Genomic DNA, 25532 nt, shown 5'->3' with positions numbered 1-25532 from the left:
ATGGACTGGTTCAAGGACCTGCTGAAGGACCTGCCGGAGATGGCGCTGTTCATCAGCCTCGCCCTCGGCTTCGCGGTCGGCCGCGTCAAGATCTGGAAGCTCTCGCTCGGCGGCGTGGCCGGCACGCTGATCGTGGCGATCCTCGTCGGGCTGGTCGCCGACGTCACCCTGAACGACCAGGTGAAGAACATCGCCTTCGCCATGTTCATCTTCACCCTGGGGTTCATGGCGGGGCCGTCGTTCTTCGCCCACCTGAACCGGCAGAGCCTGCGCTACGGCGTGTTCACCGTGGTCGAGGTGGTCGCCATCCTGGCGATCACCGCGGTCGCGATCGTCACCCTGGACCTGGACGTCGGGACCGCCGCCGGGCTCCTCGCGGGCGGCGCGACCGAGTCCGCTGTGCTCGGCACCGCGACCGAGGCCATCGGCAAGCTGCACCTGCCCGCCGCGCAGATCGCCACGCTGCAGGCCAACGTCGGCACCGCCTACTCCATCTCCTACATCTGCGGCCTCATCACCATCGTGCTGCTCAGCAGCCAGTTCTTCCCCGCCATCATGCGCATCGACCTGCGCGCCGAAGCCCGGAAGCTGTGGGCGGCGCTCGGCGGGAGCGGCGAGGACGACGCCCCGAAGGACCTGCCGTCGCTCGTCGGCCGCGCGCACCGCGTGACGACCGCGACCGGCCTCACCGTCGCCGAGCTGGAGCGGCGGCTCGGCGACGGCGTCACCGTCGAGCGCGTGCAGGAGCCCGGCGCCACGGCTGCGGGCGCGGGCACCGCCGCACCGGCCGCCGCCGGGGCGTCCCCGGACACCGTGCTCGCCCGCGACGACGTGCTGGTGCTGTACGGGCCGCGCGCGGCGCTCGCCGGCGCGGACGCCGTCATCGGCCCCGAGCTCGGCGACGCCGACGCGCTGAACAGCGACCTTGACGTCGCTCAGGTGCAGCTCGCGCACCTGCCGCGCGCGGGGCGCCGCCTCGGCGACGTCCGCGACGACCTGGCCGGCTCGGCGCGGGGCGTGTTCCTCACCGACCTCAGCCGGGTCGAGCAGCCGCTGCCGATGCGGCCCGACACCGTCGTGCACTCCGGCGACGAGATCCGGCTGACCGGCGCGTCGTCCGCGGTCGCCGCCGCCGCGGGCCGCCTCGGCCTCCGCATCGACCCGGGAGTGAAGGCCGACTTCGTGTACATCGCCGTCGGCATCATCCTCGGCATGCTGATCGGCAAGGTCACCCTGACGCTCGGGGACGTGCCGCTGTCGCTCGGCACCGGCGGCGGCTGCCTGCTGTCGGGCCTGCTGTTCGGGTGGCTGCGCGCCAAGAACCCCGCGCACGGCCAGTACGACCCGGCCGCGGCCTCCGTCATCAAGGACCTCGGGCTCGCCACCTTCATCTGCGCGGTCGGCCTCTCGTCCGGCCCGAAGGCCGTCGAGCTGATCGGCAAGTACGGGCTGTCGCTGCCGCTCGCCGGCATCTGCATGACGCTGATCCCGGCCTGCCTGTCGCTCGTCGTCGCCTGGAAGATCATGAAGCTGCCGGCGCCGCTCGCGCTCGGCTCGATCGCGGGCCAGCAGTGCTCCACGCCCGCGATCACCGCCATCCAGCAGGCGGCCGGCAACAGCACCCCGCTGATGGCGTACACGATCGTCTACGCGCTCTCCAACGTCGTCCTGCCGCTCCTCGGCCCGGTCGCCGTCGCCATGGCGGGCGCGCTCACATGAGATTCCGCCGCGGGGAGGCGCCCTGATCCCGAGATTCCGGAGAACCGCGCTGCCGCGCGTGCCGCCGCGCGTGCGCGGCGCGCTGGACGCGCTGCGCCCGGTCGCGCCGCCCGTCCCCGAGGACGGGCCGCCGCCCGAGCTGGTGCGGTACCTGCGCGATCTCGCCGTCGCGCTCTGCGAGAGCGGCGAGCCGAGCACGCAGGTCACCGCCGAGATCGGCGAGCTCGCCCGCGCCTACGGCGCCGCCGGTTTCCGCATCATGGTGCTGCCGACGGGCGTCTGGGTGCGGTCGGGGCCGACGGACGGCGGTCCGGGCGGCCCGATGACGCTCGCCCCCGAGGCGGTCGACTTCGCGCCCGTCGGCGCCAACCTGCGCCTGGACCAGGTGGGCGAGGTGCGCGCGCTGCTCGCCGACAGTCGCCGCCACCTGCTCGACCCGGGCGAGGGCGCGCTCCGGCTCGCCCGCGTCAAGGCCGAGCCGTCGCGGCTGTCGCCCGCGACCGTGCTCACCGGGCACGCGGTGCTGACGCTCGGGCTCGGGCTGATCCGCGACGCGACGACCGGCGCGATGGCGGGCTACCTGCTGCTCGGGCTGCTCGTCGGGGCGCTCCGGCTGCTCGCGGGGCGGGTGCGCAACCTCGCCCTGGTGCTGCCGGTGCTCGCCTCGCTGCTCATCACCGTCCTCGCCTACCGGTTCGCCGGCGCGCTCGCCGACGGCGACCCCGTCCAGCTGCTCGTGCCGCCGCTCGTGTCCCTGCTGCCGGGCGCGGCGCTCACCGTCGGCGCCATCGACCTCGCCGCCGGCGCCATGGTGGCGGGCAGCAGCCGCCTCATCTACGGCATCAACGTGCTGTTCCTGCTGGCCTTCGGGATCCTCGTCGGCGTGCAGGCCGCGCACGCGACGCCGGTCCCCGACCCGGAGGCGGCGTCGCTCGGCTGGTGGGCGCCCTGGCTCGGGGTGCTGCTGCTCGGCGTCGGGTTCTACATGCACTACAGCGCGCCCGCGCACACCCTGCCGTGGCTGCTCGTCGCGCTCTACACCGTGTGGACGGTGCAGGTCGCCGGGTCCGCGCTCGGCGGCGCGCTGCTCGGCGCGTTCCTCGGCGCGGCCGCCATCACGCCGCTCGGGTACGCGCTGCAGAGCCGCCGCAACGCGCCGGCGACGCAGGTGACGTTCCTCACCTCGTTCTGGATGCTGGTGCCCGGCGCGCTCGGCCTCACCAGCCTGCGCGAGCTGCTGGACGCCGGGGGCGCGCGCGGCGCCGCGGGCCTGCTGAACGCGCTGCTCGCCGTCATCGCGATCGCGCTCGGCACGCTCGTCGGCAGCAGCCTGCGGCCGCGCCCCCGCGCCTGAGCGGCCGCGCGGGACGGCGCGCGGGAGCGGCCCGCACAAAGATCGTCCGGATCTTGCCTGGAATTGACCTCGCGGGGGAATCGTCCCCCCATGACTGCAACGATGCTCGCCGGGCGGCTGAACGTCGCCACCCGCGATTTCCAGGTCGCCGAGGTCCCGGTGCCCGAGCCCGGCCCCGGCGAGGTCCGGGTCAAGGTCGAGGCCGCCGGGGTGTGCCTGTCGGACGTGCACCTCATCGACGGGTCGCTGCGGCCGCTCTACCTGAAGGGCGACACCGTCACCCTCGGCCACGAGACCGCCGGGACCGTCGAGCGCCTCGGCGCGGGCGTCACCGCCTGGAAGCCCGGCGACCGGGTGATGCTCGCCGCCGGCGAGGAGCGCGGCGGCGTCGTCTACACCCGCGGCGTGGACTACGACGGCGGCTGGGCGGAGTTCGCCGTCGCCGCCGCCGACACGCTGCTGGCGATCCCCGACGACCTGCCGTTCGAGCAGGCCGCGATCATCCCCGACGCGGTGTCCACCCCCTGGGCGGCGATCACCACGACCGGGCAGGCCGCGGCGGGCCGCCCGGCGGCGGTGTGGGGCGTCGGCGGGCTCGGCGCGCATGCCGTCCAGCTCCTCCGTGTGATCGGCGCCGCGCCCATCATCGCGATCGACCCGCTGGAGGCCGCCCGCGACCGCGCCCTGGACTTCGGCGCCGACGTCGCGGTCGACTCCGCCGCCGACGACGCCGTCCAGCGCATCCGGGAGGCGTCGGGCGGCGCGGGCGTCGACGTCGCCTTCGACTTCGCGGGGGTCGCGCCGGTGCGCGAGCAGGCCGCCAAGTGCCTCGGCCCGAAGGGGCGGATGGTGCTGGTCGGGCTCACCAACAAGCCGCTCACCATCAGCGACGGCACCGCGTTCAGCTACTTCCAGCAGCAGATCCGCGGCCACTACGGGTCGGAGTTCACCGACCTCGCCGAGCTGCTCGCCCTCGTGCGCGGCCACCGAGTGGAGTTCTCCCGCTCCATCTCCGGCGTGCTGCCCCTCGCCGACGCGCCGAAGGCCGTCGAGCGGCTGGTCAATAAGGAGGGCAACCCGATCCGGCTCGTCCTCAAGCCGTGACGTTCGCCGGAGCCGTCAGCGTCCTCGGACCCACGCGTCGATGAGGTCGGCGGCGAGCGGGCGCGAGGAGGGCAGGTAGTGACCGTCCTTCACCAGTTCCAGGGTCTTGTCGGCGGCGGCGAGCGCGCCGAGGATCGCGCGGGCGTCGCTGTCGAACACGCCCTCGTCGGCGGTCGCGTGGACGACCAGCGACGGGACGGTGACGCGCGCCAGGTGCGGCGCGGCCGTGCACTGGGACGTGCGCAGGCTCCACATCGACAGCCAGCTCCGCAGCGTGCAGACCGAGCCGAGGCCGAACACGCCGTAGTTGGCGCGCTTCGGGTCGCCCTGGTAGCAGCGGTTGGGGCGGCGGTCCGACGGCTCGATCGACGGGTCGGCCATCCGCAGGTCCGCCCACGTCCGGTGCACGTTGAACAGGCGGTCGCGGGCGCGGGTGCCGTCCAGGGCGGCCAGCTCGCCGATCGCCCAGTCGGTGATGCGCTCGTTGCGGGCGCGCTGCGCGGCCCGGTAGCGGGCCTGGAACGCCTCGCCGTAGGGCGGGGCGTTCTCCTCGCCGTAGGGGTCGAGGGCGGGGTCCACCGAGAGCGGGTCGGTCTCGTCGGTGACCGAGGGGTCCATCCAGGCCGTCAGCACCTCGGGACGGCCCGCGTGGGCGGCGAGCGCGACGAACAGGTCCCCGGCGGGCAGGTCCCCGATCGCCTCGACGGGCCGCATCCCGGCGACCGGCGTGACGTTCGGTTCGGTCGCCTGCGACTGGTAGGCGGCCATCAGCGACCCGCCGCCGGAGTTGCCGAGCAGCACGACCCGCTCCGCGCCCGCCTGCTCGCGCAGCCAGCGGACGCCGACGCCGATCTCGGCGAGCGCGTGGTCGAGCAGGAAGTAGGGCTCGGCGCCGCGGAAGCGGGTGTTCCAGCCCAGGAACCCGTACCCGCGCGCCGCCAGGTGCTCGGCGAGGTAGTGCTCGGAGAAGTCCACGTTGTAATGGGTGGCGATGAACGCGGTTCCCGGGTTCTCCCCCTGCGGCCGGTGGTAGACGCCCTGGCAGGGGTGGCCGCCCGCGCCCGCCCGTCCGACCAGCGGGGACGGCAGCCCGACGAACTCCCTGACGATCTCGCCCATGCCCGGTCTCCTCGCCGCCGCGTGCGGTTCCGGCGGCAGGCTAGCGCACGCCCGGCGCGGCGGACCCTGGATCGCCGGGCCGCCCGTTGTATACCTTTTGCTGTCGGTCTTCCGGCGGATGTCCTGTGCACAGCGTGGTGCCGCTCCGCCGGCGGCCAGGGAGCGTGGCGAGCGGCATGACGAGCGGTGGCACGGGCGGTATCACGGGCACGGAGAGCAGCGGTGACGAGGCGGTCACCTACGGCGGGTACCTGCGGCTGGACGAGCTGCTGGCGGCGCAGCGCCCGCGCACCGGGGCGCACGACGAGCTGCTGTTCGTCGTCATCCACCAGGTGTACGAGCTCTGGTTCAAGCAGATCCTGCACGAGGCGGCGCTGCTCCAGCGCCGCCTGGAGGCGGGCGACAGCGCCGGGACGCTCCGCACCGCCCGCCGCGTCGCCAAGATCCTGAAGACGGTGGTCGGGCAGCTGGACGTGCTGGAGACGATGACGCCGCGCCAGTTCGCGTCCTTCCGGGACGCCCTCGGCACCTCCAGCGGCTTCCAGTCCGCGCAGTTCCGCGAGATCGAGGCGGTCCTCGGGCGCCGCGCGTTCCCCGCCTCCGACGTGCGCGCCGACGAGCGGCTGCGGGCCGCGCTCGGCCGCCGCTCGGTGCTCGACTCGCTGCTGCGCTACCTCGCCGGGCACGGCTACGACGTCCCGGCCGCCGCGCTGGAGCGCGACCCGGCGCGGCCCTGGACGCCCGACGCCGGCGTCCAGCGCGCCCTGCTGGCGGTCTACCGCGACGACGACGGCCCGGCCGTCGAGGTCTGCGAGGCCCTGGTGGACGTCGACGAGGGCGTGCAGGAGTGGCGGTACCGGCACCTGAAGATGGTGGAGCGCACCATCGGCGCCAAGATCGGCACCGGCGGGTCCGACGGCGCCGCGTACCTGCGCGCGACGCTGTTCACGCCGGCCTTCCCGGATCTCTGGGAGGTCCGGTCGCAGATCGAGGAGACCCCCGAGGAGGGCGCGGACGATGACCGCTGAGCCGACCGGACCCGGGCCGCGCGTCGCCGTCGTCGGCGCCGGCCTCGCCGGGAGCCTGCTGGCGATCCTGCTGGGGCGCCGCGGCCTCGCGGTGACGGTCTACGAGCGGCGCCCCGACCCGCGGGCGACCGGCGCCGAGCGCGGCCGGTCCATCAACCTGGCGCTGTCGGCGCGCGGCCTCGCCGCCCTGGACGCCGTCGGGCTGCGCGAGCTCGCGCTGGAGCAGGCGCTGCCGATGCGCGGCCGCATGGTCCACCCGGCGGGCGGCGGGCACAACTTCCAGCCCTACAGCGCCGGCGGCGAGCGGGCGATCCACTCCATCAGCCGCGCCGGGCTGAACGCCGCGCTGCTGGACACCGCCGAGGCCACCCCCGGCGTCACGCTGCGGTTCGGCGCCCGCGTCACCGGCGTCGACACCGGTGACGACGGCACGGGCGCCGGGCGCCTCCTGCTGGAGGGCGGCGCCACCGAGCTTGCCGGCGTCGTGCTGGCCTGCGACGGCGCCTACAGCGCGATGCGGCGGGCGCTCCGCCCCGACGGCGGGTTCGAGGCCGGGCAGGACTTCCTGGAGCACGGCTACAAGGAGCTGACGATCCCGCCCCGCGACGGGGACTTCGCGCTCGACCCCGGCGCCCTGCACATCTGGCCGCGCGGCACCGCCATGATGATCGCCCTGCCGAACGTGGACCGCTCGTTCACCTGCACGCTGTTCTGGCCGAAGGAGGAGTTCGAGGCGCTGGACGCCCCGGCGCGCGTCCGCGGCCACTTCCGGGCCGCCTACCCCGACGCCGCCGCGCTGATCCCGGACCTGGCCGAGGACTTCGCCCGCAACCCCGTCGGGTCGCTGGTCACCGTCCGCAGCCGGCCGTGGGTGCGCGAGGGGGACGGCGCGGTCGTCGCACTGCTCGGCGACGCCGCGCACGCCATCGTCCCGTTCTTCGGGCAGGGCGCCAACTGCGCGTTCGAGGACTGCCTGGAGATCGACCGGTGCCTCACCGAGACCGGCGGCGACTGGTCCCGCGCCCTGCCGATGTACCAGGAGCGGCGGACGGCCAACACCGACGCGATCGCCGAGATGGCGCTGGACAACTTCGTCGAGATGCGCGACCGGGTGGCCTCGCCGGTGTACCGGGCGCGGACGGCCGCGCAGCACGCGCTGGAGCGGCGGCTGCCGGGGCGCTACGTGTCCCGCTACGAGCTGGTGTCGTTCTCGACGCTGCCCTACGCCGAGATCCCGGCGCGGATCCGCCGCCAGAACCGGATCCTCGCCGGTGCGGCCGCCGCCGGGGGCCTGCTCGTCGCGGCGGGCCTGCTGGCGGCGCGTCAGCGGCGGTCGGCGACCAGGTCGTAGACGGCGGCGGCGAGCGCGGCCGCGACGAACCCGAGCACGACGACGAGCCCGTAGCGGAACGCCTCGGCCCAGTCGCCGCGGCTGCTCGCGACCCGGGCGAAGAACACCGCCCCGACGGCGGCGATGCCGATGGCGGTGCCGACGCGCTGGCCGGTCTGCAGGACGCCCGCGGCGCTGCCGCCCTCGGTGAAGTCCACCTCCGACAGCGTGATCGTCTGGTTGGGCGAGATCACCAGGCCGCTGCCGATCCCGGCGACCAGCAGCGGGACGGCGGTGAGCCAGGCGACGCCGGACCCGGCGTGCAGCTCCACCGCCGTCCAGGCGCCGGCGAGGCCGACCAGGACGAGCACGAGCCCGGCCGCGACCAGGGGCCGCCCGAACCGCGACACGAGGCGCCCGCCGACGGCGGAGGCGACGCCGGACCCGAGCGCGAACGGGGTGATGGCGAGGCCCGCGCCGAGCGCGCTGTAGTGCAGGCCGTTCTGCAGGTACAGGGTGAAGATGAAGAAGATCGAGGTGAAGCCCGCGAAGTACAGCAGCGCGATCGTCGCGCCGAGCGCGTAGGAGCGCAGCCGGAACAGCGCCAGGTTGACCAGCGGGGACCGGCCGCGCCGCTCCCAGGCCACGAACGCGGCGAGCAGCAGCAGGCCGAGCGGCACGAGCCACCACTTGGCGGCGCCGTGCCACTGCCGCTCCTGCACGAACGGCAGCATGAGCGCGAGGACGCCGGCGCCGAGCAGCAGCACGCCGAGCGAGTCCATGCCCTGCCGCTCGCCGCGGACCGGGGCGGGCAGCAGCCGGCGGGCGAGCGGCAGCGCGGCCAGGCCGACCGGCACGTTCACGAAGAAGATCCACCGCCAGCCGGCGTCCGGACCGGCCAGCTCGATGAGCAGGCCGCCGAGCAGCGGCCCGACGGCCGTCGCGACGCCGATGACCGAGCCGAGCGCGCCGAACGCGCGGCCCCGCTCGGCGCCGCGGAACAGCTGCTGGATGAGCCCGGCGATCTGCGGGTTGATGATGCCGCCGGCGACGCCCTGCACGAGCCGCGCCCCGACGAGCCAGCCGATCGTCGGGGCGAACCCGGCGACGGCGCTGGAGGCGGTGAACAGCGCGAGGCCGGACATGAACACCGCGCGGCGGCTGCGCGCGTCGCCGAGCCGCCCCGCCGGGACGAGCACCAGCCCGAACGTCAGCGCGTAGCCCGACAGGATCCACTCCAGCGACGACTCCGAGGCGTCCAGGCCTTCGCGGATCGACGGCAGCGCGACGTTGACGATGCTGACGTCCAGCAGCGTCATGAACGCCGCGACCAGGCAGACCGCGAGCGCCCGCCAGCGGTCGGCGTGGCCCGCGCCCGGCCCGTCGCCCGGCCCGTCGCTCCGCCCGGCGGCCTGCTCGGTGGTCATGATCGGAAGCATTGGCCGCGGGCGGGCGCGGCAAACGCGGCGCCGGTCGAAGATGTCTTTACCGGGCCCGGGGCCGCGGCGGCCCCGGGCCCTGTGCCAGGGTGTCCCGGTGACCGACGACGAACCCGGCGGGCCGATCTGCTCGGCCAAGGGCTGCCGCGCCGCCGCCGTGTGGGCGCTGCGCTGGAACAACCCCAAGATCCACACGCCGGAGCGGCGGAAGGTGTGGCTCGCCTGCGACGAGCACCGCGCGGGCCTGTCGGCGTTCCTGGACCGCCGGGACTTCCTCCGGGACGCCGTGCCGGTCGCCGACCTCACCGACCGCGACGGCTGACCGGCGTCCGGCCCGCGCGTCAGGCGTCGGCGGCGGGATCGCGCTCGGCGGCGTCGCCCCGCCAGCCCTCGGCCATCCCGGTGAGGCGCGCGGCGGCGTCGCGGGCGGGCGCGCCCCGGCCGACGGCGAGGCCGAGCAGGTAGGCGGTGAGCGGCGCGGCGGGGCGGGCCACGTTGTGCGCGACGTCGCGCGCCAGGTCCAGCACCAGGTCGCGGTCGATCTCGTCGCGGGCGAGCCCGAGTTCCAGGCAGGCCGCGTCCAGCCAGTCGTCCAGCATCAGTTCCCCTCCCCCGGGCCGGCGGGTGCGCGGCCGTCGTCCCCTCGGGGGTCCACTCTGGCACGGGCGAGGCGGTCGGCGCCCGCCAGCGCTTCGGGAGTGTCGCAGTCGAACCAGGCGGGCCGCTCCCCCGGCGGCGGCGCGACCCGCACCGGGCCGAGCGGGGCGAGGACGCCGTGCAGGGACGCGCCGTCGTAGGCGGCGAGGGCGGCGGCGAGCGCGGCGGTGCGCCAGCAGCCGGCGAGCCACTGCTCGCGGCCGCCCGCGTCGACCAGGACCGCGCCGTCGGCGTGGCGGGCGGCGGCGCGCAGCGCGGCGACGTGCGCGGGCCGCAGGAACGGCAGGTCGGCGGCGAGCAGCGCCAGCCACGGCGCGCCGACCTCGGCGAGCCCGGCGCGCAGGGCCGGGACGGGGCCCGCGCCGGGCGGGTCCTCGCGGACGGCGACGGCGTGCGGCAGCGCCGCGCGCGGCGGGCCGACGACGATGAGGCGCCCGGCGCCCGGGACGGCGTCCGCGACCCACTCGATCAGCGGGCGGCCCGCGACGGGCGCGCCGGGCTTGTCGCCGCCGCCGAAGCGGCGGGCCGCACCGCCCGCCAGCACGACCGCGTCGTAGGGGCCGGGGCGGGCGCCGGGCGGCGCGTCAGGCGTCGCCATGCCCGTGCCCGGCGGCGCCGCGGCCGGAGTCGCCGCGGCCAGCGCTGTCGCGCTCGTAGGCGCTGAGGTTCTGCTCCAGCGACTTCATCAGCTCCCACACCTGGCCGGGCGGGATCCGCACCCGCGCGACGACGCGGGCGGGCACGTGCACGTAGCGCTCGCCGGTCGCGGTGTCCTGGGCGACCTCGGGCGGCCTCGTCTCGGTCGCGAAGTCCAGCACCAGCCCGTCCTGGGTGCGCCAGACCGACGCGAACCCGGCGAAGGTGCCGATCTCCTGCTCCGGCGGGACGCTGATCTCGACGCGGTGTTCCAGCGGCTCCTCGGTCACCCCGCCATCGTCGCACGGGGTGCGGCGGTCAGCCGCCGATCGCCGACATGGGGCGCGCGGGCTGCAGGAACGCCGGATCGTCGATGCCGTGCCCGGCGCGCTTGGCGCGCACCGCGGCGCGCCAGCGGTCCGCCAGCTCGGCGTCGCCCGCGCCGGCGCGCAGCGCGTCGCGCAGGTTGGACTCCTCGGTGGCGAACAGGCAGTTGCGGACCTGGCCGTCGGCGGTGAGCCGCACCCGGTCGCAGGCGCCGCAGAACGGGCGGGTGACCGAGCCGATGACGCCGACGGTGGCCGGGCCGCCGTCCACGGTGAACGTCTCGGCGGGCGCGCTGCCGCGCTCGGCCGCGCCCTCGGGGACCAGGGTGAACGCGGCACCGAGCCGGTCCAGGATCTCGCCGGCGGTGATCATGCCGTCGCGGGTCCAGCCGTGCTGGGCGTCCAGCGGCATCTGCTCGATGAACCGCAGCTGGTAGCCGTGCGCCAGGCAGTACTCCAGCAGCGGCACGGCCTCGTGGTCGTTGACGCCGCGCAGCAGCACCGTGTTGATCTTGACGGGGGCGAGGCCGGCGCGGGCGGCGGCGGCCAGCCCGGCGAGCACGTCGGCGAGCCGGTCGCGGTGCGCCATCGCCTGGAACGTGGCACGGTCCAGGGTGTCGAGCGAGACGTTGACGCGGTCCAGGCCGGCGTCGGCGAGCGGCGCGGCGAGGCGCTCCAGGCCGATGCCGTTGGTGGTGATGGAGATCTGGGGGCGCGGCTCCAGCGCGGCGGCGCGCGCGACGATGCCGACGACGCCGCGGCGGAGCAGCGGCTCGCCGCCGGTGAGGCGGACCTCGGTGACGCCGAGGTCGCGGACCGCGATCCCGATCAGGCGCGCCACCTCGTCGTCGGTGAGCAGCTCGGGCTTCGGCAGCCACTCCAGCCCCTCGGGGGGCATGCAGTACGAGCAGCGCAGGTTGCAGCGGTCGGTCAGGGAGACCCGCAGGTCGGTGGCGGTGCGTCCGAAGGTGTCGACCAGCAACGGGAACCCCTTTCGTGGTTGTTCGTCCCCCGCCAGCCTAGGGCGGCGGTTGACGGTCCGGCACCGGCCGGGAGACGGTGTCGGCCCGGCCCGGGACGCCCCGTCCCGGCGCGGCGCCGAGGAGACCCCCATGCCCCCGCACCCCGTTCCGGCCCGCGAGTGGGAGTTCGCGGGCGCCCGCGGCGCGATCACCGCGCGGATCTGGCCGCACCCCGACCCCCGGTACGTCGCGGTGCTGGCGCACGGGTACGGCGAGCACCTCGGACGTTACCAGCACGTCGCCGACGCGCTCGTGCGCCACGGCGCCGTCGTCGCGGGACCCGACCACCTCGGGCACGGCCGGTCGGCGGGCGAGCGGGCGCTCGTCACCGACGTCGACGACCTCGTCGCCGACCTCGACACCGTCGTCGCGTCGGCCCGCGGCGACCACCCCGACCTGCCCGTCGTGCTCGTCGGGCACTCCATGGGCGGCCTCGTCGCGGCCCGCCACGCCCAGCTGCACGGCGGCGCGCTCGCGGCGCTCGTCCTGTCCGGGCCGGTGATCGGCCGCTGGGAGGTGCTCGGCCCGCTCCTGGCCGCCGACGCGATCCCCGACACCCCGATCGACGTCGCCACGCTGTCGCGCGACCCCGCCGTCGGGGAGGCGTACGCCCGCGACCCGCTCGTCTGGCACGGCCCGTTCAAGCGGCCGACGCTGGAGGCGCTCGTCGCGGGCCTCGCCAGGGTCGCGGAGGGCGGCGCGTTCGGCGCGCTGCCGACGCTCTGGCTCCACGGCTCCGACGACGCCCTGGTGCCGCTGGAGGGCACCCGGCAGGGCATCGACGCGGTGCGCGGCGACGACCTGCGCGAGCGGATCTACCCGGGCGCCCGGCACGAGGTCTTCAACGAGACCCACCGGGACGAGGTGCTCGCCGACGTCACCGCCTTCGTCGACGACGTCCTCGGTCCGCCTCGCTGACCTTCCCGGCGGCCTCCAGGACGCGCCGCATCGCCTCCAGCGTTCCATCGGTGACGCCGGGCAGGCGCCGCTCGGCCATCTGGCCGAAGAGGGCGTCCGGGCCGCGCCGGACGAGGTCGTCGAGGGTGCGGACGCCGAGCGCCCGCAGGTTGGCGACGTCCCGGTCCGCGAGCCCGCGGCAGTTCTCGATGCGGCGCGCGGTGCCGCGGCGCATCGCGCCCTGCTGCCGCCAGACCAGCGGGCGCAGCTCGGCGGCGTCCGCCGGGGCGTCGCGGCGGGCGAGCACCTCGGCGCGGGCGCGGCGGGCGCGGCCGACGTCGCGGGCGAATTCCCGGAAGATCTGCACCTCGCCGTCATAGGAGCAGCCGGGCCCCCAGGCGCCGAGGTACCGGTGGTCCGTGCCGTATCCGCCGGTGTCCATCCGGGCGACGAGGGAGCCCCACAGGCGCGCGTCGTCGGGCGTGCCCGGGGCGAAGACGAGCAGGCCGTGCCGCCGCTCGACCCGGCCACCCTCCTCGCGCCCGAGAGGGATCTCGGCGTAGCCGTCGCCGACGCGGTCGAGGCCGTGGGTGCGCCAGCGGACCGTCCCATCGGGGGCGCCCCGCAGCGGCAGGCGCCGCGCCAGGTCGCGCAGCATCGGGGACGTCGGCGACGTGCACCAGGCCGGCAGCAGCACGACCGGGTCGGGCGGGTCGGCGTCGAACGGCGTCGGCACCAGGAACGGCCGGTCGATGACGACGAGCGTGCCCGGCCGCGCCTGGTAGGCCAGGCCCCACAGGAGCCGGCCGAGCAGCGCCGCGCCGTGGTCGTCGGACAGGACGTGCCAGGTCTCGTGGAAGCGGTTGGTGCTGAACCGGGCGGCGGTGCCCGGACGCAGCCCGACGACGGTGTGCGCGCGGCCGTCCAGCCGCAGGACACGCCGGTGGAGTTTCATTCCGTCGCCGATGTCGCGCGCATTTCCCGGGCGCTGCCGGTTGCCTTTTCCCTTCATCGAGGAAAAGCGTAACCGGCAGCGCAAACCCTTTTTCTGCGGTTTCTCAGCCCTTGCGGCGCCGGACGCGCAGCACGTTGTCAGTGCGCGTCGTCGGATTGCCGTCGGGGTCGTTCTGGATGCGCTCGTTCTCCTCTGCGCGCTCCACCCGCCATTCCCCGTCCGGCAGTTCCAGCGATTCCAGCACTTCCTGCGGGGACGGCAGGTGCATGTGGTCGTGGCTGTGGTCCCAGGCCGGGCCGGTCGCGTGGCCGAGCACGAGCAGGACGCCGCCGGGCGCGACGGCGCGGGCCGCCCGGTGCAGGATCCGCTCGCGCGGCAGGTCGCCGTGCGAGTGCAGGAAGCTCGCGCTGACCAGGTCGTACTCCCCGTCGGGGAACTCCGCGGCGAGGTCGATCCGCCGCCAGTCGATCCGGTCCGCCGGCACGCCCGCCCGGGCCGCGTCCTTGGCGGCCCGCTCCAGCGCGACGCCGGAGATGTCGACGGCGGTGACGTGCCAGCCCCGCCCCGCGAGCCAGATCGCGTCGCCGCCCTCCCCCGACCCGAGGTCCAGCGCGCGCCCCGGCTCCAGGTCCTCGACCTCGCGGACGAGGACGGTGTTCGGCTCCCCGCTCCAGATCCGGTCGGACGCCCCGTACCGCTCATCCCAGAACTGCTGCTCGCTCATCGGCTGCCCTTCTCGTTTCCGTCCGTCGCATGGTCCCCTTTCGGGGTACCCGGACTATGCGGCGCCGGGCCGGCTGCGGGCAACTTCCTTTGCCGAAACGGCAAAACCGGTCAGGGCTCCAGGAGCGCGCGCACCTCGTCGAGCTCCTCGGCGTCCGCCCCGAGCTCCACACCGCGCGCCAGCACCGCCGGGATCTCGTCCCGCCGGTCCTCGGACGCGAGAAGGCGCGCGTACTCCACCGCGCAATCGGCGTCGCCGGCGTCCATTCCGGCGCGCAGGCACCGCTCTCGCTCCTCGGGACGGCCCAGGTCCTCCAGCACGTACGCGATCCGCAGGTAGGCGTCGCCGTCGCCGCCAGCCAGCGCCCGCCGGTAGTGCTCGAGCGCCTCCCCCGGGCGCTCCGCCTCCTCCAGCCACGCGGCGAACCAGTAGTCGGCCTCGTCGTCGCCGCGCTCCAGCGCGACCCGGAACGCCGCCTCCACGACCTCGCCGTCCTCGTACAGCGCTTGGAGATGCCGCGCGTAGGCCGTGTGCGCGCCCGCCACGCCGGACCGCAGCGCCCGCTGCAGGTACCGGCAGGCGGCCGCGTGGTCGCCCGCCTCGTTCTCCAGCTCGGCGAGCGACAGCAGCTTCTCGTGGCGGCCGTCGGCGACCGCCACCCGCAGCCACCGCCGCCCCTCGGCGGCGTCGCCGTCCGCCCACTCCATATGGCCGAGGTTGCCCGCCGCCAGCTCGTCGCCCTCCAGATAGGCGCCCACCAGCAGGTCGCGCGCCTCGCCGTGCCGTCCCGGCAGGCGGCTCAGCAGCTCCCCGAGATCGTTCACCGCGCGGCGGTCCCCGTCCGCGATCGCCGCCCGGAACCAGCGCTCGACCTCCGCGGGATCCTCGCCCCACTCGTCCAGGGCGCACGCGTACTCCAGCGCCGCACCGGGCACCCCGTCCGCGATCGCCCGCAGGTAGAGGGCCCGAGCCTCCCCGCGCCGCCCCTGCTCCTCCAGCGCGCCCGCCCGCGCCCGGATCTCGCCGATGCCCACCTGGCCAGGCTGCCGCCGCCGCGACCGGGCCGTCAATCGCCTTTCCGCGGACGCGCCGAGGGGCGCGCCGGACGGTTCCGGCACGCCCCTCCAGCAGCTCTTCGGTCAGCCCTTCACGCAGATGAGCTGGCGAAGGTGCGCCACGACCCGCACGAGGTCGGACTGCGCCTGGATGACGGTCTCCAGGTCCTTGTAGGCCCCGGGGATCTCGTCCAGCACCCCGCTGTCCTTGCGGCACTCCACGCCCGCGGTCTGCGCCACCAGGTCCTCCACCGTGAACGCCTTCCGCGCCTTGTTGCGGCTCATCCGGCGGCCCGCCCCGTGCGAGGCGGAGTTGTACGCGGTCTCGTTCCCGAGGCCCCGCACGATGTAGGTCCCGGTCGCCATCGACCCCGGGATGATCCCGAGGTCGCCGGCGCCCGCCCGGATCGCCCCCTTGCGGGTGACGAGCAGGTCCGCGCCGCCGTAGGACTCCTCCGCCACGTAGTTGTGGTGGCAGCTGATGACCTCGCCCCACTTGGCGCGCCTGGCCCCGAACTCCTTGGTCACCACCTGCTGCAGCAGCGCGATCATGACGGCGCGGTTGCGCCGCGCGTACTCCTGCGCCCAGAACAGGTCGTGCCGGTAGGCGTCCATCTCGGGCGTCCCGGCGAGGAACACCGCCAGGTCCCGGTCGGGCAGGTCCTGGTTGTGCGGCAGCTTCCGCGCCGCCTCGATGTGGTGCCCGGCGAGGTCGTTCCCGATGTTCCGCGACCCCGAGTGCAGGACGACCCAGATGGAACCGTCGCCATCGGCGCAGAGCTCGACGAAGTGGTTGCCTCCGCCGAGGCTGCCCATCTGGTCCCGGGCGCGCCCGAGCTTCGCGCGCGACGCCGGGTGCAGCTCGTCGAACCCCTTCCAGAAGTCGTACCAGCCGCGCTCCTTCAGGAACGGCAGCGCGGACGGGTCGACGGGGTCCTTGTGCGAGCCGCGGCCCACCGGGATCGCCTTCTCGATGCGGGCGCGCAGCTTCGACAGGTCGTCGGGCATGTCCTCGACCGTCAGCGTCGACCTGACCGCGGTCATCCCGCAGCCGATGTCCACGCCGACCGCCGCGGGCGAGACGGCGTCGCGCATCGCGATGACCGAGCCGACGGTCGCGCCCTTGCCGTAGTGCACGTCGGGCATGACCGCGAGGCCCTCGATCCAGGGCAGCTCCGACACGTTCCGCAGCTGCTCCAGCGCGACGTCCTCGACGGTGCTCGGGTCGGTCCACATCCGGATGGGAACGCGGCCGCCTTCAAGCGTCTGGTACGGCACCACCTGCTCCTTCCGTCGATGCGGTGATCCGGCCGGGGTCCATATGGCCAGATGCGCCGCGACGGCGGCAACCGGTTTTCCCCGGCCCGCCCGCGCCCGCGGTCAGTCGGCGGGGATGCTGCGGGTGTCGCCGAGGCGGCGGGTGAGGCCCTGGCGGTCGAGGTGTTCCAGGAGGGCGACGGCGACGCGGCGGCTGGTGGACAGGGCGGTGCGGGCCTGGGCGGCGGTGAAGGGCTGCGGGAGGTCCTCCAGGACGCGCAGGGCGGCGCGGTCGGCGTCGGCGAGCAGCACGATGCCGTCGGGCAGGCGGAGGATGAGGCCGGCGCGGGCGGCGGCGGCCTGGACGGGCGGGGTGAGGCCGAGGTCGCCCAGGCGGTCGGCGGTGGGGGCGGCGAACGGGGACGGCCGCAGCTCGGTGCGGAGCCGGTCGACGGCGTCGACGATCTGCGGCGGCAGGCCGGGGCCGTGGACGCGGCCCGCCTCCAGGCGGAGCGGCGCGCGGACGAGGGCGGCGACGAGGTCGCGGGACGGCAGGCCGAGGCGGAGGCGGGCGGTCTCCAGCGGGATGCCGGGCGCCAGCGGGCGGTCGGCGGCGTGCCCGTCGACCTCCTCGGCGAGGCGGCCGTGCAGGGCCTCCCAGTGGCCGGGGTCGGCGAGCCAGCCGCCGTCCAGGGCGACGGCGTCCGGGGGGACGTCCGCGCCCATGACGGCGAGCTCGCCGCGGCGCAGGACGCCGTGGCGGCGGAGCAGGACGGCGCCGTCGGGCCGGTCGGGCCAGGTCGCCAGCTCGCGGGCGCGGGCGGCGCCGGCGCCGCGGCGGACGAGGGTGGGCGGGCGGACGTCGAGGACGCTGATGCCGGCGATGGTGCGGTCGCCGGGGTCGCGGAGGACGGCGGCGTCGCCGACGTGCAGCGGCAGGCGGGCGTTCAGGGTGAGGCGCGCGGTGTCGGGGCCGAGCGGCCGGAGGCGGACGGCGACGGCGGCCGACCCGATGTGCAGGACCATCTGCCGGGCGAGGCGGCCCGAGGATCCGGCGGCGCGGGTGCGGACGTCGATGCAGGTGGTGGGCGTCCAGGCGGCCGGGGTGACCAGGGACATGCCGCGCGAGACGCGGTCGCGGTCCACGCCGCGCAGGCCGACGGCGACGCGGGCGACGCCCTCGACGAGGTCGCGGGGCTCCTTCGCCGACTCCAGGCCGCGCACCCGGACACGGTCGCCGGACGGCATGAGGACGAGCTCGTCGCCGGCGCGGATCGTCCCGGCGGCGAGGGTGCCGGTGACGACGGTGCCGGTGCCCGCGACGGTGAAGGCGCGGTCGATCCAGAGGCGCACCGGCGAGGCCGGGTCGGGGACGGGCAGCCGGGCGGCGAGCCGGTCGAGGGCGGCGGCGAGCGCGGGGACGCCCTCGCCGGTGACGGTGCTGACGGCGACGGCCTCCGCGCCCGCCAGGGGCGTTGTGGCGAGCCGCTCGCGAGCCTGGCGGAGGGCGAGGGTGGGGTCGGCGAGGTCGGCGCGGGTGACGGCGAGGACGGCGTGGCGGACGCCGAGGGCCTCGACGGCGGCGAGGTGCTCCTCGGTCTGCGGCATCCAGCCGCCGTCGGCGGCGACGGCGAGCAGCACGGCGGGGACGGGGCCGAGCCCGGCGAGCATGGTGGTGACGAACCGCTCGTGGCCGGGGACGTCGACGAGGGCGAGGCGCTCGCCGGACGGCAGGTCGGTCCAGGCGAAGCCGAGGTCGAGGGTGAGGCCGCGGCGCCGCTCCTCGGCGAGCCGGTCGGGGTCGGTGCCGGTGAGGGCCCGCACGAGGGCGGACTTCCCGTGGTCGACGTGGCCGGCGGTGGCGACGACCTGCATCAGTGCCCTTCCAGAGCGGTGCGGACGGCGGAGCGGAGGGCCGGGTCGTCGGCCGGGTCAAGGGAGCGCAGGTCGAGCAGCAGCCGCCCGCCCTCGACGCGGCCGATGACGCGGTGGGCGCGCAGGGCGGGCTCGGCCGAGGCGGGCAGGGCGACGGCGTGGCCGTCCAGGGCGACGCCGGGCGCGGCGCCGCCGCCGACGGCGCCGCTGGCGGGGACGGCGGCCGCGTCGAGGCCGCTCGCGGCGAGGTCGGCGGCGAGGGCCTCGGCGCGGGCGCGCAGGGCGCCCGCGCCGGTGTGCAGCATGCGGGTGACGGGCGGGGCCGGGCCGGTGAGCGTGGCCTCCAGGGCGGCGAGGGTCATCTTGCCGACGCGCAGCGCCCGGTACAGGGGGTGGCGGCGCAGGCGCTCCAGCAGGGCGGCGTCGCCGAGGAGCAGGCCGGCCTGCGGGCCGCCGAGGAGCTTGTCGCCGCTGGCGGTGACGAGGGCGGCGCCGTCGCGCAGGGCGGTCGCGGCGTCGGGCTCGTCCGGCAGGGCGGGGTCGGGTGCGAGCAGGCCCGAGCCGATGTCGGCGACGACGGGCACCGGCAGGGCGGCGAGGTCGGCGATGGAGGCCGCCGAGGTGAAGCCCTCGATCCGGAAGTTGGACGGGTGGACTTTCAGGACGAAACCGGTGCCCGGCCCGAGCGCGGCGGCGTAGTCGGCGGCGGTGGTGCGGTTGGTGGTGCCGACCTCGCGGAGCCGGGCGCCGGTGGAGGCGAGCAGGTCGGGCAGCCGGAACCCGTCGCCGATCTCGACGAGCTCGCCGCGCGACACCACGATCTCGCGGCCGGCGGCGAGGGCGGTCGCGGCGAGGACGAGCGCGGCGGCGTTGTTGTTGACGACCTGCGCGGCCTCCGCCGCCGGGCAGGCGGCGCGGAGCGCGGCGAGGGCGCCGGCGCCGCGCGGGCCGCGGCGGCCGGTGGCGAGGTCGTACTCGACGTCGGCGCAGCCGGCGACGGCGGCGGCCGCGTCGCGGGCGGCGTCCGACAGCGGGGCGCGGCCGAGGTTGGTGTGCAGGAGGACTCCGGTGGCGTTGAGGACGGGCCGCATGACGGTGGCGTGCTCGGGCAGCGCGCGCAGGGCCTCGGCGGCGACGCGGCCGGGCGGGATCCGCCCGTCGCGGGCGCGCTCCTGCGCGGCGGCGACGGCGGCCTTGACGATCCGGCGGCCGAGCCGGGCGACGGCGGGCGCCAGCCTCGGGTCGGCCAGCACGGCGTCGGTGCGGGGGACATCGCGCCGGTGGTCCACACCGCAACCCTAGGGACGGATGGGGTGCGTGCGGAAGCGGAGGGCGTCCACGGAATGGGACGGTCCGCTCATCCGCGCGGGCCGCCGGGCGGCCCGGACACGCCGTAGTGGTCGCAGTCGGCGGCGGAGTAGGCGGTGAAGTCGTCCACCATCCGGTGCACGAGCCCGGCGAGGCGGAGCCGCTCCTCGGGCTCCCAGCCGGCGAGGGCGCCGACCATCCAGCGGCGGCCGACGGCGCGGACGCGGTCGACGGCGTCGGCGCCGGCGGGCAGCAGCCGGACCTGCTGGGCGCGGCCGTCATCGGGGTCGGGGACGCGGTCCACGTACCCGGCGCGCTCCAGGCGCTGGATCTGGCGGGTGACGTGCGGGGCCTCCACGCCGAGGGCGGCGGCGATCTCGCTCGGGCGCAGCGGGCCGGGGGTCTCGGCGAGCAGCCGGAGCAGGGGGACGGCGGCGCGCTCGACGGGCACGCCGGCGGCGGCGATGACGTGGTCGTGGCGGCGCGACCGGGTGAGCAGGTGCGCGATGCGCGTCAGCGCGTGCTCCAGCTCCCACAGCTCGCCGGGGACGGCGTCGATGTCGGCGTCGATGTCGGCGTCGATGTCGGCGGCATCGGCGCCCGTGTCGGGGCCGGGCGTGCGGGCGGGCGTGTCCGTCGGGCGCGTGGGCGGCATGTGACGAAGCTTACAAGACCATTACTTAACTTCGGTAAGTAGTACGATTCCCGGGTCGCCGGGTGCCCGGTGCACGCTCCACCCCCCTCCCGGAAGGACGCCCATGACCGGCGCCACGACGGCCGCCCCCGCCGATGTCGGCACGGCCGACGCCTCCGCCCGCCCCGGCCTGCTGCTCGTCGCCCTCGCGACCGCGGGCATGGTCGTGTCGGTGCAGCAGACGGTGGTCATCCCGCTGCTGCCCCGCCTGATGCAGCACTTCGACGTGTCGGTCACCGCCGTCACCTGGGTCTTCACCGCCTCGCTGCTGGCGGGCGCGGTGGCCACCCCGCTGCTGTCGCGGTTCGGCGACATGTACGGCAAGAAGCGCATGGTGCTCGTCGCGATGGGCCTGCTCGTCGCGGGCTCGGTGGTGAGCGCGCTGTCGACGTCGCTGCCGGTGCTGGTCGCCGGGCGCGCGCTGCAGGGCACCTCGTCGGCGCTGATCCCGCTCGCCATCGGCATGATCCGCGACTCGTTCCCGCGCGAGCGGGTGATGACCGCGATCGGCATCGTGAGCGCCACGATGGGCGTCGGCGGCACCCTCGGCATGCTGGCGACCGGCGTCGTCGCCGACCACACCACCAGCCACCACCCGGTGTTCTGGGGCACCGCGGCGCTCGCCGCGGCGGGCCTGGTGCTCATCGCGGTGAGCGCGCCCGACCTCGGCGCCCGCCACGGCGGCCGGCCCGACATCCTCGGCGCCGTCCTGCTCGCGGGCTGGCTGGTCTGCCTGCTGCTCGCCATCAGCCAGGGCAACCGGTGGGGCTGGACGTCGGGCGGGGTGCTCGCCCTGTTCGCCGCGGCGGCGGCCGTCTGCGCGGTGTGGGTGCTGGTCGAGCGCAAGGTCGCCGAGCCGCTCGTGCGGCTGCGGCTGCTGGTCGGCCCGCAGTCGCTGACCGCCAACATCGCCTCGATCCTGCTCGGCTTCTCGATGTTCGCCGCGTTCACCCTGATCTCCAACTTCGTGCAGTCGCCGAAGGACAAGGTCGGGTACGGGCTCAGCGGGTCGGTGCTGGACGTCGGCCTCTACATGCTGCCGAGCACCGTGACGATGCTGGTGTTCTCCTCGCTGGCCGGCCGCATCGCCGCCCGCATCGGCCCGGCCTACACCCTGGCCGCCGGGTCGCTGATCGCCTCGGTCAGCTACGTGTGGCTGGCGGTGTCCAACAGCCACGGGTACGACATGCTCGCCTTCAGCGCGATCCAGGGCATCGGGTTCGGCGTCGCCTACGCCGCGCTCGGCACCCTGGCGGTGCAGCACGTGGCGATGAGCGAGAGCGGCATCGCCAGCGGCATCAACTCGCTGGTGCGCACCACCGGCGGCAGCGTCGCGGGCGCGGCGACCGCCGCGATCCTCAGCGGCCACGTGATCGCCGGGACGCAGGTGCCGACGCTGGCGGCCTACGAGGCGTGCTTCTGGATCGTCGGGGCGGGCGCGGTGCTCGCCGCGGCCGTCGCCCTCTTCCACGGGGTGCGCCACAAGCACGGTCATCACTAACTCCCCCGTGCGGGGCCTTGACTCCCGGTGCTCGCGGCGTGCCCTATAGGGAGGCGCCCCGAAACCGAGTTGGGGCCGGTCACGGGAGGACGACATGGGCGCCTACGCCGCAGCGTACGAACGCAGCATCGCCGATCCGACCCGGTTCTGGGGGCTGGCCGCGCGGGACATCCGCTGGATGGTGCCCCCGGACCGGGTGCTGGACGACGGGGCGCCCCCGTTCTACCGCTGGTTCACCGGCGGGGAGCTGAACACCTGCGACAACGCGCTGGACCGGCACGTCGACGAGGGCCGCGGCGACCAGGCCGCGCTGGTCTACGACAGCCCGGTCACCGGCACCGCCCGCACCTACACCTACCGGGAGCTGACCGGGCTCGTCGCCCGGTTCGCCGGGGCCCTGCGCGCCCTCGGCGTGGACCGCGGCGACCGCGTCGTGGTGTACCTGCCGATGATCCCCGAGGCGGTCGTGGCGATGCTGGCGTGCGCCCGGCTCGGCGCGGTCCACTCGGTGGTGTTCGGCGGGTTCGCCGCCAAGGAGCTCGCCGCCCGGATCGACGACGCGCGCCCCAAGGTGGTGGTGTCGGCGTCGTGCGGCGTCGAGGGATCCCGCGTCGTCGCCTACAAGCCGCTGCTGGACCGGGCGCTGGAGCTCGCCGCGCACAAGGTCGACCGGTGCGTGGTCCGCCAGCGCCCGCAGCTGCACGCCGACCTCGTGCGGCCCCGCGACGTGGAGTGGGACGAGGCCGTCGCGGGCGCCGCGCCCGCCGAGTGCGTGCCGGTCGCCGCGACCGACCCGCTCTACATCCTCTACACCTCCGGCACGACGGGCCGCCCGAAGGGCGTGGTGCGCGACAACGGCGGGCACGCCGTCGCGCTGCGCTGGTCGATGGAGAACGTCTACGGCGTCGGGCCGGGCGACGTGTTCTGGGCGGCGTCGGACGTCGGCTGGGTCGTCGGCCACTCCTACATCGTGTACGCGCCGCTGCTCACCGGCTGCACGACCGTGCTGTACGAGGGCAAGCCGGTCGGCACGCCCGACGCGGGCGCGTTCTGGCGGGTGGCGGCCGAGCACCGGGTGAAGGCGCTGTTCACCGCGCCCACCGCCATCCGGGCCATCAAGAAGGAGGACCCGGACGGGCGGCTCCTCGCCGGCCACGACCTCGCCGCCCTCGACACCCTGTTCCTGGCCGGCGAGCGGCTGGACCCCGACACCCACCGGTGGGCGGCGCGGGTCCTGGACCGGCCCGTCATCGACCACTGGTGGCAGACCGAGACGGGCTGGCCGATGGTGGCGAACCCGCGCGGGCTGGAGCCGATGCCGGTGAAGCCGGGCTCCCCCACCGTCGCGGTGCCCGGCTACGACGTGCGGGTGCTGCGGCCCGACGGCACGCCCGCCGCGCCGGGCGAGGACGGCGACATCGTGGTGCGGCTGCCGCTGCCGCCGGGCACCCTGCCGACGCTCTGGCAGGACGACGAGCGGTTCGTGGAGTCCTACCTGACCCGCCACCCCGGCCACTACCTGTCGGGCGACGGCGGCCACCTGGACGGCGACGGCTACGTGTGGGTGATGGGCCGCACCGACGACGTCATCAACGTCGCCGGGCACCGGCTGTCCACCGGCGCGATGGAGGAGGTCATCGCCGCGCACCCCGACGTCGCCGAGTGCGCGGTGATCGGGGTCGCCGACACGCTGAAGGGGCAGGTGCCGCGCGGCTACGTGGTGCTGAAGAGCGGCGCCGCGCCCGATCCGGCGGAGCTGCGCGCCGCGCTGGTGGCGATGGTGCGCGAGCAGGTCGGGCCGGTCGCCTCGCTGCGGGAGGTCGCGGTGGTGGCGGCGCTGCCGAAGACCCGCTCGGGCAAGATCCTGCGCGGGGTGATGCGGGGCATCGCCGACGGCGCGGAGGTGCCGGTGCCGTCCACGATCGAGGACCCGGCGGTGCTGGACGCGCTGCGGCCCGTCCTGCGGCCCGGACCGCCCGCGCCCTGAGCGCGGCGGCGGCCCGGCCGCACGTGGCGTGGCCGGGCCGTCGGATCGCCGCCCTCCGGCGGTGCTCCCAGCAGGTCCCGCTGCTAGTAGGTCCCGCTGCTCTTCTTGGGCCAGAAGGCGGTCACCAGGTAGACGCCGATGACCGCGAAGGCCAGCTGGAAGAGCGTCTCCCAGAAGTTCCAGCCGCTGGTGTTCAGCCCGAACAGGTGCGCCACGCCGGTGCCGAGGAAGGCGGCGACGATACCGACGATGACCGTCAGCCAGATCGGCATGTTCTGCTTGCCCGGGACGATGAGGCGCCCCAGCGCACCGATGATCGCGCCGAAGATGATGGCGGTGAAGATCCCCCCGATGGTCATGTCCGCTCCTTCGGTCATGCGTCCTCCGGGCCCGCAGGCGCGAACCCGTCAAGCACGACATACCCCGTGAGTCGATCACTGACACGACCTGCGATCATCACGGATCGTAATGATCAACACGCGCGCCGCGGGGCGGCCCCTCAGCGGACGACGAGGGTGCTGCGGGTGCGGGCGACCAGCTCGCCGATCACCGGGGCGCCCGGCACCTCCCCGGCGACGAGCAGGCCGCCGGAGGTCTGCGCGTCGGCGAGCAGGAGCCGCTCCAGCTCGGCGATCCGCCCGAAGTCGGTGTGCGGGGCGACCCAGGCCAGGTTGCGGCGGCTGCCGCCCGGCACGAACCCGTCGCGCGCCGCCTCGCGGGCGCCCTCCAGGTAGGGCACGGCGGCCGCGTCCACGACGGCGCTGACGCCGCTCGCGCGGGCCAGCTTGTACAGGTGCCCGAGCAGCCCGAAGCCGGTGACGTCGGTCGCGGCGGTCGCGCCCGCCGCCAGGGCGAGCGTGGAGGCGGTGTCGTTGAGGGCGGTCATCACCTCGACGGCCTGCGGGAACACCTCGCCGGTGGCCTTGTGGCGGGCGTTCAGCACGCCGATGCCGAGCGGCTTGGTCAGCGACAGGGGGACGCCCGCCCGGCCGGCGTCCAGGCGGAGCAGCCGGTCGGGGTCGGCGAGGCCGGTGACGGCGAGCCCGTACTTCGGCTCGGGGTCGTCGATGCTGTGGCCGCCGGCGATCGGGCAGCCCGCGCGGGCGGCCGCGTCCCGGCCGCCGCGCAGCACCTCGCGGGCGAGCTCGGCGGGCAGCGCGTCGCGCGGCCAGCCGAGCAGGTTGAGGGCCATGACCGGGGTGCCGCCGACGGCGTAGACGTCCGACAGGGCGTTGGCGGCGGCGATGCGGCCCCAGTCGTAGGCGTCGTCGACGACGGGGGTGAAGAAGTCGGCGGTGGAGACGACGGCGGTGCCGTCCGACACCCGCAGGACGGCGGCGTCGTCGCCGTCCTCGGCGCCGATCAGCAGCCGGCCGTCCGCCCCGCCGGCGGGGGCGGTGAGGCCGGCCACGACCCGCTCCAGCTCGCCCGGCGGGAGCTTGCAGGCGCAGCCGCCGCCGTGCGCGTACTGGGTGAGGCGGGTGGCCGCCGGATCGCCGATCACAGCCGAAGGTATCTCACATACCGCTTTAATGATCAAGAAAC

At 75.7% G+C, this 25532-nt stretch carries 24 protein-coding genes; 9 read left to right on the top strand and 15 right to left on the bottom strand.

Going from position 1 to position 25532, the window contains the following annotated elements:
• The 3 genes from aspT (at position 1) to K1Y72_RS13260 (ending at position 4177) form a co-directional block, all read left to right on the top strand.
• Positions 1–1719 carry an aspartate-alanine antiporter gene (gene aspT, locus K1Y72_RS13270; protein WP_220166521.1) on the top strand — a complete coding sequence of 573 codons (1719 nt, stop codon included), beginning with the start codon at positions 1–3 and terminating at the stop codon, positions 1717–1719.
• Between the two features lie 58 nt (positions 1720–1777).
• Positions 1778–3073, top strand: a complete 1296-nt coding sequence (locus tag K1Y72_RS13265) for a threonine/serine exporter family protein (protein ID WP_220166519.1) — start codon at positions 1778–1780, stop codon at positions 3071–3073.
• Between the two features lie 90 nt (positions 3074–3163).
• Positions 3164–4177 (top strand): zinc-binding dehydrogenase, encoded by a 1014-nt coding sequence (locus tag K1Y72_RS13260; protein WP_220166517.1) that lies wholly within the window; start codon positions 3164–3166, stop codon positions 4175–4177.
• Between the two features lie 15 nt (positions 4178–4192).
• Here K1Y72_RS13260 and K1Y72_RS13255 read toward each other — a convergent pair whose 3' ends face one another.
• Positions 4193–5296, bottom strand: a complete 1104-nt coding sequence (locus K1Y72_RS13255; RefSeq protein ID WP_220166515.1) for an alpha/beta hydrolase — start codon at positions 5294–5296, stop codon at positions 4193–4195.
• A 176-nt stretch (positions 5297–5472) separates the two neighbouring features.
• Here K1Y72_RS13255 and K1Y72_RS13250 point away from each other — a divergent pair, with 176 nt between their 5' ends.
• The gene (locus tag K1Y72_RS13250; protein ID WP_220166514.1) at positions 5473–6324 is read left to right on the top strand and encodes a tryptophan 2,3-dioxygenase; all 852 of its coding nucleotides are present in this window, start codon (positions 5473–5475) and stop codon (positions 6322–6324) included.
• Positions 6314–7675 carry an FAD-dependent oxidoreductase gene (locus K1Y72_RS13245; RefSeq protein WP_220166513.1) on the top strand — a complete coding sequence of 454 codons (1362 nt, stop codon included), beginning with the start codon at positions 6314–6316 and terminating at the stop codon, positions 7673–7675. Before K1Y72_RS13250 ends, K1Y72_RS13245 begins: the two co-directional genes overlap by 11 nt.
• Here K1Y72_RS13245 and K1Y72_RS13240 read toward each other — a convergent pair.
• On the bottom strand, positions 7648–9081 hold the full coding sequence (locus K1Y72_RS13240; protein WP_220166512.1) for an MFS transporter: 1434 nt from the start codon (positions 9079–9081) through the stop codon (positions 7648–7650). The two genes, K1Y72_RS13245 and K1Y72_RS13240, sit on opposite strands and share 28 nt — an antisense overlap.
• Positions 9082–9190: 109 nt before the next feature.
• Between K1Y72_RS13240 and K1Y72_RS13235 the strand changes: the two genes are divergently transcribed.
• The gene (locus K1Y72_RS13235) at positions 9191–9415 is read left to right on the top strand and encodes a hypothetical protein (RefSeq protein WP_220166511.1); all 225 of its coding nucleotides are present in this window, start codon (positions 9191–9193) and stop codon (positions 9413–9415) included.
• Between the two features lie 19 nt (positions 9416–9434).
• Here the strand turns inward: K1Y72_RS13235 and K1Y72_RS13230 are convergent, their stop codons facing one another.
• Genes K1Y72_RS13230 through moaA form a run of 4 tightly spaced genes read right to left on the bottom strand, consistent with a single transcriptional unit; the run spans position 9435 to position 11694 of the window.
• Positions 9435–9692 (bottom strand): DUF6457 domain-containing protein, encoded by a 258-nt coding sequence (locus K1Y72_RS13230; protein WP_220166510.1) that lies wholly within the window; start codon positions 9690–9692, stop codon positions 9435–9437.
• Positions 9692–10348 carry a molybdenum cofactor guanylyltransferase gene (gene mobA, locus K1Y72_RS13225; protein ID WP_220166509.1) on the bottom strand — a complete coding sequence of 219 codons (657 nt, stop codon included), beginning with the start codon at positions 10346–10348 and terminating at the stop codon, positions 9692–9694. The genes K1Y72_RS13230 and mobA overlap by 1 nt, the downstream gene beginning before the upstream one ends.
• Positions 10335–10676 (bottom strand): hypothetical protein, encoded by a 342-nt coding sequence (locus K1Y72_RS13220; RefSeq protein ID WP_220166508.1) that lies wholly within the window; start codon positions 10674–10676, stop codon positions 10335–10337. Before K1Y72_RS13220 ends, mobA begins: the two co-directional genes overlap by 14 nt.
• Positions 10677–10704: 28 nt before the next feature.
• On the bottom strand, positions 10705–11694 hold the full coding sequence (moaA, locus tag K1Y72_RS13215; RefSeq protein WP_220166507.1) for a GTP 3',8-cyclase MoaA: 990 nt from the start codon (positions 11692–11694) through the stop codon (positions 10705–10707).
• Positions 11695–11824: 130 nt separating this feature from the next.
• Here moaA and K1Y72_RS13210 point away from each other — a divergent pair, with 130 nt between their 5' ends.
• Entirely contained in the window at positions 11825–12652 is an 828-nt protein-coding gene (locus K1Y72_RS13210) for an alpha/beta fold hydrolase (RefSeq protein ID WP_220166505.1), read from the top strand.
• Here K1Y72_RS13210 and K1Y72_RS13205 read toward each other — a convergent pair.
• The 7 genes from K1Y72_RS13205 to K1Y72_RS13175 all read right to left on the bottom strand — a co-directional run bounded on the left by K1Y72_RS13205 (position 12612) and on the right by K1Y72_RS13175 (position 20460).
• The gene (locus K1Y72_RS13205) at positions 12612–13586 is read right to left on the bottom strand and encodes a hypothetical protein (protein WP_220166503.1); all 975 of its coding nucleotides are present in this window, start codon (positions 13584–13586) and stop codon (positions 12612–12614) included. The genes K1Y72_RS13210 and K1Y72_RS13205 overlap by 41 nt on opposite strands.
• Positions 13587–13689: 103 nt before the next feature.
• Positions 13690–14310 (bottom strand): class I SAM-dependent methyltransferase, encoded by a 621-nt coding sequence (locus tag K1Y72_RS13200; RefSeq protein ID WP_220166501.1) that lies wholly within the window; start codon positions 14308–14310, stop codon positions 13690–13692.
• Between the two features lie 110 nt (positions 14311–14420).
• Complete coding sequence (locus tag K1Y72_RS13195) at positions 14421–15344, bottom strand: tetratricopeptide repeat protein (RefSeq protein ID WP_220166499.1); 924 nt, start codon at positions 15342–15344, stop codon at positions 14421–14423.
• A 105-nt stretch (positions 15345–15449) separates the two neighbouring features.
• On the bottom strand, positions 15450–16643 hold the full coding sequence (locus K1Y72_RS13190) for an RtcB family protein (protein ID WP_220166497.1): 1194 nt from the start codon (positions 16641–16643) through the stop codon (positions 15450–15452).
• A 102-nt stretch (positions 16644–16745) separates the two neighbouring features.
• A complete protein-coding gene (gene selB / locus K1Y72_RS13185) occupies positions 16746–18497 on the bottom strand; it encodes a selenocysteine-specific translation elongation factor (RefSeq protein ID WP_220166495.1) in 1752 nt (583 codons plus the stop codon).
• Positions 18497–19786, bottom strand: a complete 1290-nt coding sequence (gene selA, locus K1Y72_RS13180; protein ID WP_220166493.1) for an L-seryl-tRNA(Sec) selenium transferase — start codon at positions 19784–19786, stop codon at positions 18497–18499. Before selA ends, selB begins: the two co-directional genes overlap by 1 nt.
• 68 nt (positions 19787–19854) lie before the next feature.
• Entirely contained in the window at positions 19855–20460 is a 606-nt protein-coding gene (locus K1Y72_RS13175) for a MarR family winged helix-turn-helix transcriptional regulator (RefSeq protein WP_258572357.1), read from the bottom strand.
• Between the two features lie 103 nt (positions 20461–20563).
• On the opposite strand from K1Y72_RS13175, the gene K1Y72_RS13170 reads away from it, so the two are divergent.
• Together K1Y72_RS13170 and K1Y72_RS13165 are read left to right on the top strand one after the other, a co-directional pair.
• Positions 20564–22000 carry an MFS transporter gene (locus K1Y72_RS13170; protein ID WP_220166491.1) on the top strand — a complete coding sequence of 479 codons (1437 nt, stop codon included), beginning with the start codon at positions 20564–20566 and terminating at the stop codon, positions 21998–22000.
• 94 nt (positions 22001–22094) lie between these two features.
• Positions 22095–23987: an AMP-binding protein gene (locus K1Y72_RS13165; RefSeq protein ID WP_220166489.1), complete on the top strand. Its 1893-nt coding sequence runs from the start codon at positions 22095–22097 to the stop codon at positions 23985–23987.
• Positions 23988–24070: 83 nt separating this feature from the next.
• On the opposite strand, the gene K1Y72_RS13160 is transcribed toward K1Y72_RS13165, so the two are convergent.
• Positions 24071–24346, bottom strand: coding sequence for a GlsB/YeaQ/YmgE family stress response membrane protein (locus tag K1Y72_RS13160; RefSeq protein ID WP_220166486.1), 276 nt, complete (start codon positions 24344–24346; stop codon positions 24071–24073).
• A gap of 140 nt (positions 24347–24486) precedes the next feature.
• The gene (gene selD, locus K1Y72_RS13155; protein WP_372452887.1) at positions 24487–25488 is read right to left on the bottom strand and encodes a selenide, water dikinase SelD; all 1002 of its coding nucleotides are present in this window, start codon (positions 25486–25488) and stop codon (positions 24487–24489) included.
• Between the last annotated feature and the right edge of the window lie 44 nt (positions 25489–25532).

It is taken from the genome of Actinomadura parmotrematis (assembly GCF_019458805.1).
Taxonomy (GTDB): domain Bacteria; phylum Actinomycetota; class Actinomycetes; order Streptosporangiales; family Streptosporangiaceae; genus Spirillospora; species Spirillospora parmotrematis.
This window is presented reverse-complemented; position numbering and strand designations above follow the sequence as displayed.